At 71.7% G+C, this 12,637-nt stretch carries 10 protein-coding genes; 6 read left to right on the top strand and 4 right to left on the bottom strand.

Translation table 11 applies throughout. The features are described from left to right. Positions 1-84: 84 nt before the first annotated feature. Together OG917_RS11680 and OG917_RS11675 are read right to left on the bottom strand one after the other, a co-directional pair. Complete coding sequence (locus OG917_RS11680; protein WP_328317507.1) at positions 85-1,293, bottom strand: ROK family transcriptional regulator; 1,209 nt, start codon at positions 1,291-1,293, stop codon at positions 85-87. 255 nt (positions 1,294-1,548) lie between these two features. After that, positions 1,549-2,622 (bottom strand): mechanosensitive ion channel family protein, encoded by a 1,074-nt coding sequence (locus OG917_RS11675; RefSeq protein WP_328321823.1) that lies wholly within the window; start codon positions 2,620-2,622, stop codon positions 1,549-1,551. A gap of 308 nt (positions 2,623-2,930) precedes the next feature. On the opposite strand from OG917_RS11675, the gene OG917_RS11670 reads away from it, so the two are divergent. The 6 genes from OG917_RS11670 (at position 2,931) to alc (ending at position 8,671) form a co-directional block, all read left to right on the top strand. Next, positions 2,931-3,467 (top strand): HNH endonuclease, encoded by a 537-nt coding sequence (locus OG917_RS11670; protein ID WP_328317506.1) that lies wholly within the window; start codon positions 2,931-2,933, stop codon positions 3,465-3,467. Positions 3,468-3,860: 393 nt separating this feature from the next. Further along, positions 3,861-4,100 carry a hypothetical protein gene (locus OG917_RS11665; protein WP_328317505.1) on the top strand — a complete coding sequence of 80 codons (240 nt, stop codon included), beginning with the start codon at positions 3,861-3,863 and terminating at the stop codon, positions 4,098-4,100. Between the two features lie 24 nt (positions 4,101-4,124). After that, positions 4,125-6,170 (top strand): 4-alpha-glucanotransferase, encoded by a 2,046-nt coding sequence (gene malQ, locus OG917_RS11660; protein WP_328317504.1) that lies wholly within the window; start codon positions 4,125-4,127, stop codon positions 6,168-6,170. Positions 6,171-6,190: 20 nt separating this feature from the next. After that, on the top strand, positions 6,191-6,421 hold the full coding sequence (locus OG917_RS11655) for a hypothetical protein (RefSeq protein WP_164265242.1): 231 nt from the start codon (positions 6,191-6,193) through the stop codon (positions 6,419-6,421). A 123-nt stretch (positions 6,422-6,544) separates the two neighbouring features. Continuing rightward, positions 6,545-7,462, top strand: a complete 918-nt coding sequence (locus tag OG917_RS11650) for a LysR family transcriptional regulator (RefSeq protein ID WP_328317503.1) — start codon at positions 6,545-6,547, stop codon at positions 7,460-7,462. A 78-nt stretch (positions 7,463-7,540) separates the two neighbouring features. Then, positions 7,541-8,671 carry an allantoicase gene (alc, locus tag OG917_RS11645; protein ID WP_328317502.1) on the top strand — a complete coding sequence of 377 codons (1,131 nt, stop codon included), beginning with the start codon at positions 7,541-7,543 and terminating at the stop codon, positions 8,669-8,671. Positions 8,672-8,782: 111 nt separating this feature from the next. On the opposite strand, the gene pepN is transcribed toward alc, so the two are convergent. Then, positions 8,783-11,359: an aminopeptidase N gene (gene pepN / locus OG917_RS11640; RefSeq protein ID WP_328317501.1), complete on the bottom strand. Its 2,577-nt coding sequence runs from the start codon at positions 11,357-11,359 to the stop codon at positions 8,783-8,785. 162 nt (positions 11,360-11,521) lie between these two features. After that, complete coding sequence (locus OG917_RS11635; RefSeq protein WP_328317500.1) at positions 11,522-12,550, bottom strand: aspartate-semialdehyde dehydrogenase; 1,029 nt, start codon at positions 12,548-12,550, stop codon at positions 11,522-11,524. Between the last annotated feature and the right edge of the window lie 87 nt (positions 12,551-12,637).

Below are 12,637 nucleotides of genomic sequence, written 5' to 3'. Positions count from 1 at the left end.
ACGGGTACGCGCGGTGCTGCTTGCGGAGGCGCGGGGGGAGCGCCTGGGCGGCCGGGCGGGGTGCGGCGTTGCCGGGGGCCGGGGTCAGTGGGCCGAGGTGTCGAAGACCTCGTCGCGGGTGGTGGCGAGGGCGCTCTCCAGTGCGCCGCGCAGGACGGGCTGCTCCCGTACGGAGCCGAGGACGAGCCGGGGCCGGGACGCGGCCAGCTCGGCCAGCTCGCGCTGGACGAGTTCACGCAGCGGTTCGCCTCCGGCGGCGAGCAGATCGCCGGAGAGGACGAGGAGTTCGGGGTCGAGTACCGCGACCAGCGAGGCAAGACCGGTCGCCACCGCGGTGGCGAAGACCTCCAGGAGGCGGCGGTACGGCCCGTCGGTGGCCTGTGCCGCCTCGGTGATCAGCGCGCCGGCCACCTCGGTGTGCGAGCCGCTGCCGATGTCCCCGATGCCGAGCTCCCTGGCGAGTCGCGCCAGCGCCTGGGAGCCGGCCAGCTCCTGGAAGCCGCCCGCGTTGACCTTGGTCACCTGGCGCACCAGCGGGGCGCCGGGCACCGGCATGAAGCCGACCTCACCGGCGCCGCCTGTGAAGCCGCGGTGCAGGCGGCCGCCGAGGACGACGGCGGCGCCGACGCCCTCCTCGTTCCAGAGCAGGACGAAGTCCGCGTGGCCGCGTGCGGCTCCCAGCCGCTGTTCGGCGACGGCGGCCAGATTGACGTCGTTCTCGTACTCGACGGGCATCGGCAGCGCCGCCGCCAGCTCGTCGAGCAGCGTGGGGGAGTGCCACCCGGGCAGATGGGACGCGTACCGCAGCCGGCCGGTGTTCGGGTCGAAGGCGCCGGGGGTGCCGATCACCACGCGCCGCAGGTCCGCCCGCACCAGCCCGGCGGCCTTCGCGGCGCCGTCCAGCGCGTCGGTCACCTGCCGGACGACGCCGGTGCCCCGTCTGCCGGGGGTCGCGAGGCGGAACTCACCGACGGTGCGGCCTGTGATGTCCGCGACGGCGGCCCGGATGCGCTGCGGGTTCACATCGATCCCGGCCGCGTGTCCGGCCCGGGCGTTGACGGCGTAGAGCTGCGCACTGGGACCGGGCCTGCCCTCGCTGGTGCCGGTGGCCACCACGAGCCCTGCGGCCTCCAGCCGGGCAAGCAGCTGGGAGGCGGTCGGCTTGGAGAGGCCGGTCAGCTTGCCGATCTTCGTGCGGGAGAGCGGACCGTGTTCCAGCAGCAGGTCGAGGGCGGCGCGGTCGTTCATCGCCCGCAGTACGCGCGGGGTCCCTGGAGTCGTGCCACCGGCCATGTCGTAAGCACCTGCCCCTCGCGCCACTGTTAGGAAAGTTTCCAATTCGGTGTGAGGAACGTAGGCCGCAGGTCAGCCGGGCGTCAATGGTCTGCCCCGCTCCGGCAACCAAAGCGTTACCTGGGCGCACGGAAAGAGCGCCCCGCGCAGCGTGCGGGGCGCTCTTTCCACAGCGTGTGAACGGCGGCGGCGGAGCGGGGCTCGCGGAGGCGTGGCCGCGCCCGGACTCCGCTCTCCCGCCGCCCGGCCGCTCCGCTACTTCGCGAGGTTCTGCGGCGGGATCGGCGACGCGGCGAGGGACTGCGGTGACGTCGGGCTGGCCAGTGCCGAAGGGGCCGACACCGAGGCCGCCGAATCGACGGGCGGCTCCTCCGTGTCGACCGTGACCGGGCCGCCCACGACCATGATGCCCGCCTCGTCCAGGGCGATCTTGAGCCGCCAGCGCAGCTCGCGCTCGACACCGAGCGCCTTGCCCGGCATCGTCTTGGCGGAGATCCTGATGACCATCGAGTCCAGCAGTACGGAGTCCAGACCCAGGATCTCGACCGGGCCCCAGAGCTGCTCGTTCCACGGCTCCGACTTCGCCAGGTCCTGCGCGACCTCCGCGATCACCTCGCGCAACCGCTCCAGGTTCTCGGTCGGCTTGACCTGGACGTCCACGGCCGCCGTCGCCCAGCCCTGGCTGAGGTTGCCGATCCGCTTGATCTCACCGTTGCGTACGTACCAGATCGCGCCGTTGTCGCCGCGCAGCTTGGTCACCCGGAGCCCGACCTCGATGACCTCGCCGGTCGCGACCCCCGCGTCGATGTTGTCCCCGACGCCGTACTGGTCCTCCATGATCATGAAGACGCCGGAGAGGAAGTCCGTGACCAGGTTGCGCGCACCGAACCCGATCGCCACACCCGCGACACCGGCGGATGCCAGCAGCGGCGCCAGGTCGATCTTGAGGGTGGAGAGCACCATCAGGGCCGCGGTGCCGAGGATCACGAAGGACGCCACCGAGCGCAGGACCGAACCGATCGCTTCGGAGCGCTGGCGCCGGCGCTCCTGGTTGACCAGCAGACCGCCCAGCGCGGTGCCCTCCACGGCGGTCGCGCTGCGGTTCATGTGCTCTATGAGCCGGGTGAGTGCGCGCCGGACGAGGGAGCGCAGTACGACGGCGATGACCAGGATCAAGATGATCCGCAGGCCGATCGAGAGCCAGGTGGACCAGTTCTGCTGCACCCAGTCGGCGGCATTGTCGGCGGACTTCTGAGCGTTGTCGAGTGTGTCGGCCGTACCCGGCCGAGCGCTGTCACCCGTCGCTAGGGACCAGGTCACGGCGTGCACGGCGTTCACAGCGGAAACCTCCAGGGAAGCAGACAGAACCTCCACACTAACGGCGCATCACGACCGTCCCCGCCGACCTGTTCGGCGGAGAGATGTATCCCACGCGAGGGAACCGGCGGGAACCGGTGGGAACCGCGTGTCACCACGGAGAACGGTGCGCGAACGGTCAGGAACGGCCAGGAGTGGACGAAAACACTCCGAGCCCGTTACCTGACGTTGGTGGCGCTTCCACCAGGCATGAGGAGAAACTAAGAGCAGATCGTCCCGGCGCGAGCCACGCGCCGCCGGCGTACAAGGAGGCATCCACCGTGCCGCACGTCCTGGTCCTCAACGCGTCGTACGAGCCCCTCGGCGTCGTACCGCTCCGTCGCGCGCTCGTCCTCGTCCTGGAGAACAAGGCTGTCTCCCTGGAGGAATCCGGCGCCTTCATGCACAGTGCCACCCGCATCGTCCCCGCGCCCAGCGTGGTACGGCTGAAGCGGTTCGTGCGCGTCCCCTACCGGGGGCCCGTACCGCTCACCCGCCGTGCGCTCTTCGCGCGGGACGGAGGGCGCTGTATGTACTGCGGTGGCGTCGCAACCAGCGTCGACCATGTCATTCCGCGCAGCCGCGGCGGACAGCACCGCTGGGACAACGTGGTGGCCGCGTGCCGCCGCTGCAACCACGTCAAGGCCGACCGCCACCTGCTGGAACTGGGCTGGCGCCTGCGCCACCAGCCGGCCCCGCCGAGCGGCCTCGCGTGGCGCATCATCGGGACCGGGCACCGGGACCCGCGCTGGCTGCCGTATCTCCAGCCGTTCGGCGCGGAGGACGCCATGGAGAGGATCGACGGCGTCTCGGCCTAGACGGTCCGGACCCGGCCCGCCCTGCGGGAACTGCGCCGCGGGGGGTGCGGTGCTGCCCGGGGCCGGGCAGCGGGCGCGCTCCGGAGGCCTGCCGGGTGCCGAGTGCGGCGCGGCCTCCTGTCCACCCTGCGGGCGCCGCGCACCATGTGCGGCCGACGCCGCCCAGGAATCACCGAGGCCGCCACCCATGGGCGCCTGGCTCCGCCCCGGCGGAGCACGGCCGGGAGTCGTCAGCCGGTGCGCCGGAATTGCCCGATCCGGTGGGGATGAGATAATTCGTCTGCGGGGAACCGAATGTGACCCGGCGCACGTTGGTGAGACGAATACGGATGGGGCCGTCCCCGCTGGGTAGGGCTTGAGTCCGACCTCGTCACCGACCTTACGGAGATTCTCGTGGCCGCTTCAGCACAGCTTCTGCTCTCGGCCCTGTCCAAACGTGTCCCGGAGACCGTTCCGGAGCTCGTGCCGGACCTGATGCCCGACCCCGACGCGAGCACCTGCTCCATGGAACTGCCGCTGACGAGCGAACCCCCGCTCTCCGATGTCGCCCCCCTCACCAGCGAGCCGCCGCTCGCCGACTTCACCCCGTTGACCAGTGAGCCAACCGCATACGGCATGGCTGCCGGGATCTGACCGGAGCCTGATCGGGGAGTCCGCATGAGCCTTGCCAGGCTCGCCGCGCTGCACGGAGTCGCCACCAGCTACGCACCATCCGATGACGTCACCGTCCCGGTCGCCGACACCACCGTCGTCGCTGTGCTCGCCGCGCTCGATGTCGACGCGTCGACGCCCGACGCGGTCGCCGCGGCGCTCGCCCGCCACGAGTCGGCTCTGGCGGACCGGCTGCTGCCACCGACCGTGGTGGCCAGGCCCGGAGAGCGCCCCCGCGCCGTGCGGGACCTGCCGGCCGGCACCCGGCTGCGGATCGAGACCGAGCAGGGCACGACCGTCGACAAGTGGCAGGAACTGCCCCTCGGTGTCCACCGGTTGCACGCCGAGGCGGCCGACGGGCGCACGGAGCGCGCCACCCTCGTGGTCGCGCCCGAACGGGTGCCGCAGCCGCCGGGCCACAGCCACGGCTTCCTGGTGCAGCTCTACTCCCTGCTCTCCGCGCGCTCCTGGGGCATGGGCGACCTCGGCGACCTGGCCGAGCTCGTCACCTGGGCGGGCCGGGTGCACGGCGCCGGATTCGTCCAGGTCAATCCGCTGCACGCGGCAGCACCCGGAGAGCCCACCGATCCCTCTCCCTACCGGCCTTCGTCGCGGCGCTTTCCCGACCCCGTCCATCTGCGGGTCGAGACGGTCCCGGAGTACGCGTACACCGAGGACCGCAGCCACCCGCGCCGGGCCGCCGTGCTGCGGGAAGCCGTGCTCAGCGGAGGCGCCCTGATCGACCGCGACGCGGTGTGGGCGCTGAAGAAGGAGGCTCTGGAGCTGGTCCACGCCGTTCCGCTCGGCCCCGGACGCCGCGCCGCCTACGCGGACTTCCTGGCTGTCCAGGGCCGCCCGCTGGAGGACCACGCCACCTGGTGCGCGCTGGCCGAGAAGCACGGACCCGACTGGCACACCTGGCCCGCCGCCTTGCAGGACCCCCGTTCGCAGGGGACTGCCCGCGCCCGCGCCGCACTTCAGCACCGCGTCGACTTCCATATGTGGCTCGCCTGGCTGACCGACGCCCAGCTCGCCGACGCCCAGCGTGCCGCCCGGGAGGCGGGCATGGAGACCGGTCTGGTCCACGACCTGGCCGTCGGGGTCCATCCGGACGGCGCCGACGCCTGGGCCCAGCAGGACATCTTCGCCGGAGGGATGTCCGTCGGCGCGCCCCCGGACGCCTTCAACGCCCGCGGTCAGGACTGGGGCCTGCCGCCCTGGCGCCCCGACGCGCTCGCCGCTTCCGGTTACGCGCCCTACCGCGGGCTGCTGCGCGGCATCCTGCGGAACGCGGGTGCGATCCGTATCGACCATGTGATGGGACTCTTCCGGCTCTGGTGGGTCCCCGCGGGCGGCGATCCCACCACTGGAACGTATGTCCGTTATGACGCCGAGGCGATGCTGGCCGTCCTCGCCCTGGAGGCCCACCGGGCGGGCGCTGCCGTCATCGGCGAGGACCTCGGCACGGTCGAGCCGGGCGTCCGTGAAGCCCTCTCGCGCCGCGGCGTACTGGGGACTTCGGTGCTCTGGTTCGAGCGGGACTGGAGCGGTACCGGCCGTCCGCTGGCGCCGGAGAAGTGGCGCGAGGAGTGCGTCGCCACCGCCACGACCCACGATCTGCCGTCCACCGCTGCCCGGCTGAGCGGCGAACACGTCGAACTGCGCCACCGGCTGGGCCTGCTGACCCGCCCGCTGGGCCAGGAACAGGCCGAGGACAAGGCCGACCTCGCCGAGTGGCTCGGCCTGCTCTCCCGGCTCGGACTGCTGCCCGAGGGCTCCGGGGACGAGGAGGGGGAAGTCCGCGCCGTCCACCGCTTCCTGCTGCGCACCCCGGCCCGGATGACCGGCATCTGGCTGCCGGACGCGGTGGGGGACCGCAGGCCGCAGAACCTCCCCGGTACCTGGGACGAATATCCCAACTGGCGGCTGCCGGTCGCCGACGCGCAGGGCAGGCCGATGACCCTGGAGGAAGTGGCCGCCTCGCCCCGTCTGCACCGCCTGATGGCTGAGTTCCGGCCGCGTACGGCACCCCCGGGCGCGCAGACCGCATAGCCGTTCGCTACGTTTGGTCCGTGGACAAGAAGAACGCCGTGCGCGCCGGAGCCGTAGCAGCCGGTACGACGCTGATGATGCTGCTCATGTCGTCCCCCGCGCTCGCGCTGACCCGCGACGACGGCGACGACCCCGGTCCCGGCCTGAGTGTCTTCGACACGATCGGCCTCTTTGTGATCACGCCTCTCGTGCTGTTCGGGATCATCGCCGGACTGGTGATGGTCCTCGACAAGTCGCGCAAGAAGGCCTGACACCCGCCCGCTTCACCGAAGTACCCGAAGCACCCGAGGTGCCGCGGAGCCGTACGAACGGCCCCGCGGCACCTCTGCGTTCCGCACCGGATCCGGGCGGCCGGCGGGGGATAGGTTGCGGACATGACCGAGTGGGACATCCGCAAGCTCCAGATCCTCCGCACCCTGAGCGAGCGCGGCACCGTCACGGCCACCGCCGAGGTGCTCCGGATGACTCCGTCCGCCGTCTCGCAGCAGCTCTCGAACCTGTCGAAGCAGCTCGGCGTACCGCTGCTGGTCGCCCACGGGCGGCGGGTCAGGCTCACCGACGCGGCCCATCTGGTGCTCCGGCACGCCGAGGCGGTCTTCGCCCAGCTGGAGCGCGCGGACGCCGAACTGGCCGGCTACCTCCAGGGGGAGGCGGGCGAGGTCCGGGTGGGCGCCTTCTCCACCGCCGTCCCCGCCCTGGTGGTCCCCGCGGTGGCCGCGCTGCGCCGCAGCCACCCCGCCGTCGAGGTCCGGATCCGCGAGGCGGAGGCGGCCGAGGCGTACGAGCTGCTGTCGGGCGGCGACGTCGACCTGGCGATCTCCCTGGCCGCGCACGCGCCGACCGCCCGCGACCCGCGCTTCACCCGGGTACCGCTGCTGGCCGACCCGCTCGATGTGGCGCTCCCCGCCGGTCACCCGCTGGCCACCGTGGAGGGGCTGCGCCTCGCCGACCTCTCCGGCGAGGCGTGGATCTTCGGCGGCAGCGGGCCCTGGTCGGAGATCACCACGGCGGCCTGCGAGGCGGCCGGATTCGTCCCCGAGCAGGCGCACAGCGCCGCCGGCTGGACCGCGATCCTGGCCATGGTGGAGGCCGAGATGGGGGTGGCCCTGGTGCCCAGGATGGCGGTGGGGGGTGAGCGCCGTACGGGGGTGGTGACCCGGGTGCTCAGCGCCGACCAGCCGCTGCGTCATGTGATCGCGGCGGTGCGGCGCGGAGCGGAGGACGGCACCGCGGTCGGCCGGGTGCTGGACGCGCTGCGTGAGGTGGCGGGCGGGCAGGGCGGCCACCCGTAGCATCGTTCAGATCCACTGAATGGATTCTGTGGAAACTTTCGATGGACGTGATCGTTGACTCTGAGCGAGAGTCTGACCATGACCTCCACCGACGCAGCGAGCTCCCAGGACCCCCACGCCAACGATGCGGCCCCGTACGGCGGTGGCGACCCGTACGCCGACTACCGCAGCGGGAACCACGCCTTCACGGAGCTGGTCGACCTGGCGGACCGCCGGCTCGGTGCGGGCGTCGTCGCCGCCAATGACGAGTTCTTCGCCGAGCGCGAGAACCTGCTGGTCCAGGAGCGGGCCGTCTTCGACCCCGAGCGCTTCGGTCACAAGGGCAAGATCATGGACGGCTGGGAGACCCGCCGCCGTCGCGGCGCGTCCGCCGCGACGCCCTTCCCGACCCCGGACGACCACGACTGGGCGCTCGTCCGGCTCGGCGCCCCCGGCATCATCCGCGGCATCATCGTGGACACCGCCCACTTCCGCGGCAACTACCCGCAGCAGATATCCGTCCAGGGGGCCATGGTGGAGGGCTCCCCGAGCCCCGCTGAGCTGCTCGCCGACGACGTGAAGTGGGAGGAGATCGTCCCGCGGTCCCCCGTGCTCGGCCACGCGGCCAACGCCTTCGAGATCACCGGCGACCGCGTCTACACGCACGTCCGGCTCTGCCAGCACCCCGACGGCGGTGTCGCCCGCCTCCGCGTCCACGGCGAGGTCGTGCCCGACCCGGAGTGGCTCGGCCTGCTCTCCACGGTCGACCTGGTCTCGGTGCTCAACGGCGGCGCCTACGAGGACGCGTCGGACCGCTTCTACTCCTCGCCGACCCAGATCATCCTGCCCGGCACCTCCCGCAAGATGGACGACGGCTGGGAGAACCGCCGCCGCCGCGTCCGCGACACCAACGACTGGGTGCGCTTCCGCCTGGCCGCGCAGGGCGTCGTACGCGCCGTGGAGATCGACACGGCCTACCTCAAGGGCAACGCCGCCGGCTGGATCGCGCTGAGCGGCCGGGACGGCGAGTCGGGCGAGTGGTTCGAGATCATCCCGCGCACCCAGCTCCAGCCCGACACCCTGCACCGCTTCAAGCTCCCGGCCGAGGCGGTCGTCACCCACGTCCGCCTGGACACCTTCCCCGACGGCGGTGTGGCGCGGATGCGCCTGCACGGCACGTTCACCGAGGCGGGTACGGCGGAGCTGCGCCGCCGCTACAACGGGTCCTGATCCGTCAGGACCCGACAGTCGACCTCTGCCCGGAGGCCGGGGGGAACCCCGGGCAGAGGGACGGGCGGGTGGTGCGGCCCCACGGGACCGCACCACCCGCCTTCGCGTTCCCTACGCGTGCGCGGCGGCGGCGTCCGCCGCCTGGGCCCGCAGGGCCCGCTCCACGCCCGAGCGCGACTCGGACACCAGCCGCCGCAGCGCGGCATTCGGCCCGGCGGACTCCAGCCAGGCGTCCGTCGCGTCCAGCGTCTCCTGCGAGACCTGGAGCGACGGGTAGAGACCGACAGCCACCTGCTGCGCCATCTCGTGGCTGCGGGACTCCCAGACGTCCTTGACCGTGGCGAAGTACTTCTCCGTGTACGGAGCGAGGACCTCGCGCTGGTCGGTCTGGACGAAGCCCCCGATGACCGCTTCCTGGACGGCGTTGGGCAGCTGGTCGGAGTCCACGACCGAGGCCCAGGCCTCCGCCTTCGCCGCCTCGGTGGGACGCGCCGCACGGGCGCTCGCCGCGTGCCGCTCGCCCGCCGACGTCCTGTCGCGCGTCAGCTCGCCCGCGATCTCCTCCTCGTCGAACCGGCCGACCGATGCCAGCCGGTGCACGAACGCCCAGCGCAGCTCGGTGTCGACAGCCAGCCCCTCGATCGTCTCCTCGCCTTCGAGCAGCCCGTTCAGCAGATCGAGCTGGAGCGGCGTACGCGCCGTCGCGGCGAAGGCACGGGCCCACGCCAGCTGGTGGTCGCCGCCCGCGTCGGCGGCCCGCAGGTGCGCCAGCGTGGCCTCCGTCCACTGGCTCAGGCCCGCCTCGCGCCACGCCGGGTCCGCGTACAGGTCCAGGGCCAGCTTCACCTGGCGGTGCAGCGACTGGACGACGCCGATGTCGGTCTCCTTGGAGATCCCGGAGAGGACGAGCGCCAGGTAGTCACGGGTCGCCAGCTCGCCGTCGCGGGTCATGTCCCAGGCGGAGGCCCAGGACAGGGCGCGCGGCAGCGACTCGGCGAAGTCGCCGAGGTGCTCGGTGACGACGCGCAGCGACTCCGCGTCCAGGCGCACCTTCGCGTACGAGAGGTCGTCGTCGTTGAGCAGGATCACCGCGGGGCGCGGGGTGTCCCGCGGGAACGGGACCTCGGTGCGCTCGCCCTCGACGTCCAGCTCGATCCGGTCCGTACGGACCAGCTTGCCGGCCTCGTCCAGGTCGTAGCAGCCGATGGCGATGCGGTGCGGGCGAAGCGTCGGCTCGCCCTTGGCGCCCGCGGGCAGCTCGGGCGCCTCCTGGCGCACGACGAAGGAGGTGATGTGTCCCGCGTCGTCCACCTCGATCTCCGGGCGCAGGATGTTGATGCCCGCGGTCTCCAGCCACGCCGTCGACCAGGCCTTCAGGTCGCGCCCCGAGGTCTTCTCCAGCGCGCCGAGCAGGTCCGAGAGGCGGGTGTTGCCGAAGGCGTGCTGCTTGAAGTACGCCTGCACGCCCTGGAAGAACTCGTCCATGCCGACATAGGCGACGAGCTGCTTGAGTACCGAGGCGCCCTTGGCGTACGTGATGCCGTCGAAGTTGACCAGGACGTCGTCCAGGTCGGTGATGTCGGCCATGATCGGGTGCGTGGACGGCAGCTGGTCCTGGCGGTAGGCCCAGGTCTTCATGGAGTTGGCGAACGTCGTCCACGACTGCGGCCACCGGGAGCCGTCCGCGTACGCCTGACAGGCGATCGAGGTGTACGTGGCGAACGACTCGTTCAGCCAGAGGTCGTTCCACCACTCCATCGTGACCAGGTCGCCGAACCACATGTGGGCCAGCTCGTGCAGGATCGTCTCGGCGCGCGTCTCGTACGCGGCGTCGGTGACCTTGGAGCGGAAGACGTACTGGTCGCGAATGGTCACCGCGCCCGCGTTCTCCATGGCGCCCGCGTTGAACTCCGGCACGAAGAGCTGGTCGTACTTGGCGAAGGGGTACGCGTAGTCGAACTTCTCCTGGAACCAGTCGAAGCCCTGCCGGGTGACGTCGAAGATCGCGTCCGAGTCGAGGAACTCGGCGAGCGAGGGGCGGCAGTAGATGCCGAGCGGGACGGAGACACCGTCCTTCTCGTAGCTGCTGTGCACCGAGTGGTACGGGCCGACGATGAGCGCCGTGATGTACGTCGAGATGCGCGGCGTGGCCTCGAACTCCCAGACGTGGTCGCGCGGTTCGGGCGTCGGCGAGTTGGAGATCACGGTCCAGCCCTCGGGGGCCTTCACGGTGAACCGGAAGGTCGCCTTCAGGTCCGGCTGCTCGAAGTTGGGGAAGACCCGCCGTGCGTCGGCGACCTCGAACTGGGTGTACAGGTACGCCTGGTCGTCGACCGGGTCGACGAAGCGGTGCAGACCCTCGCCGGTGTTGGTGTACGCGCAGTCCGCGACGACCCGCAGCTCGTTCTCCCCGGCGAGCAGCCCGGGGAGCGCGATGCGGGAGTCCTGGAAGGCGGTGGCGACATCCAGGGGCGTCCCGTTCAGGACGGCCTCGTGCACGGTCGGCGCGATGAGGTCGATGAAGGTATCGGCCCCGGCCTCCGCGCTCTGGAAGCGCACGGTGGTCACGGACCGGTAGGTGCCGCCCTCCTGCGCGCCGCTGAGGTCGAGCTCGATCCCGTAGGAGTCAACGGTGAGAAGGCTCGCTCGCTGCTGTGCCTCTTCGCGGGTCAGATTTGTGCCGGGCACCCGGGTCATCTCCTCGGTATGTGACGTTTCCGGTCATCCTTCCACGCCGTGCGCCGTGCGAGGGGGCCGGAGGGGGCGGATACGGCGGAGCGCACAGCTCCGCGGCACCGGCGGGCGGTGCCGCGGAGCTGTGCGCTCCGGGGTGGTGAGGGGCGGGCCGGCTCAGGCGGTGAGCTCCGCGGCCACCAGCTCCGCGATCTGGATGGCGTTGAGCGCGGCGCCCTTGCGGAGGTTGTCGTTGGAGACGAAGAGGGCGAGGCCGTTCTCCACGGTCTCGTCGTTACGGATCCGGCCCACGTAGCAGGGGTCCGTACCGGCGGCCTGCAGAGGCGTCGGGATCTCGGAGAGCTCCACGCCCGGGGCGCCCTTCAGCAGCTCGTAGGCGCGCTCCACCGTGAGGGGGCGGGCGAAGCGGGCGTTGACCTGGAGCGAGTGGCCGGAGAAGACCGGGACCCGGACGCAGGTGCCGGAGACCTTCAGTCCGGGGATCTCCAGGATCTTGCGGGACTCGTTGCGGAGCTTCTGCTCCTCGTCCGTCTCGTACGAGCCGTCGTCGACGATGGCGCCTGCCAGCGGCAGCACGTTGAAGGCGATGGGGCGCTTGTAGACGCCGGGCTCCGGGAAGTCCACCGCGCTGCCGTCGTGGGTCAGCCGGTCGGCGTCGGTGACGACCTTGGCCGCCTGGCCGTGCAGCTCGGCGACGCCGGCGACACCCGAGCCGGACACGGCCTGGTAGGTGGCGACGACCAGCGCTTCGAGGCCGGCCTCGTCGTGCAGCGGGCGCAGCACCGGCATCGCGGCCATCGTCGTGCAGTTCGGGTTGGCGATGATGCCCTTGGGGCGGTCGGCGATGGCGTGCGGGTTGACCTCGGAGACCACCAGCGGGACCTCGGGGTCGCCGCGCCAGGCGGAGGAGTTGTCGATCACTACGGGGCCCTGGGCTGCGACCTTCTCTGCGAGCGCCCTGGAGGTGGCACCGCCGGCCGAGAAGAGCACGATGTCCAGTCCCGAGTAGTCGGCGGTGGACGCGTCCTCGACCGTGACACCCTTGCTCTGCCAGGCCAGGGTGGTCCCCGCGGAGCGCACGGAGGCGAACAGCCGCAGCTCGTCGACCGGGAATGCCCGCTCGGCGAGGATCTTGCGCATGACTGTGCCGACCTGACCGGTGGCTCCGACGATTCCGACCCTCACGTGATTCCTCCGTACTCACTGCGCACCTGCTGCGCGTCGTTGCTGGCCATGGCGGCCACGGCTGGCCGCACCATCATGCGTGCGACC

The organism is Streptomyces sp. NBC_00388 (genome assembly GCF_036061255.1).
GTDB lineage: Bacteria > Actinomycetota > Actinomycetes > Streptomycetales > Streptomycetaceae > Streptomyces.
The sequence above is the reverse complement of the archived record's forward strand: the minus strand, read 5'-3'. Positions and strand labels throughout refer to the sequence as shown.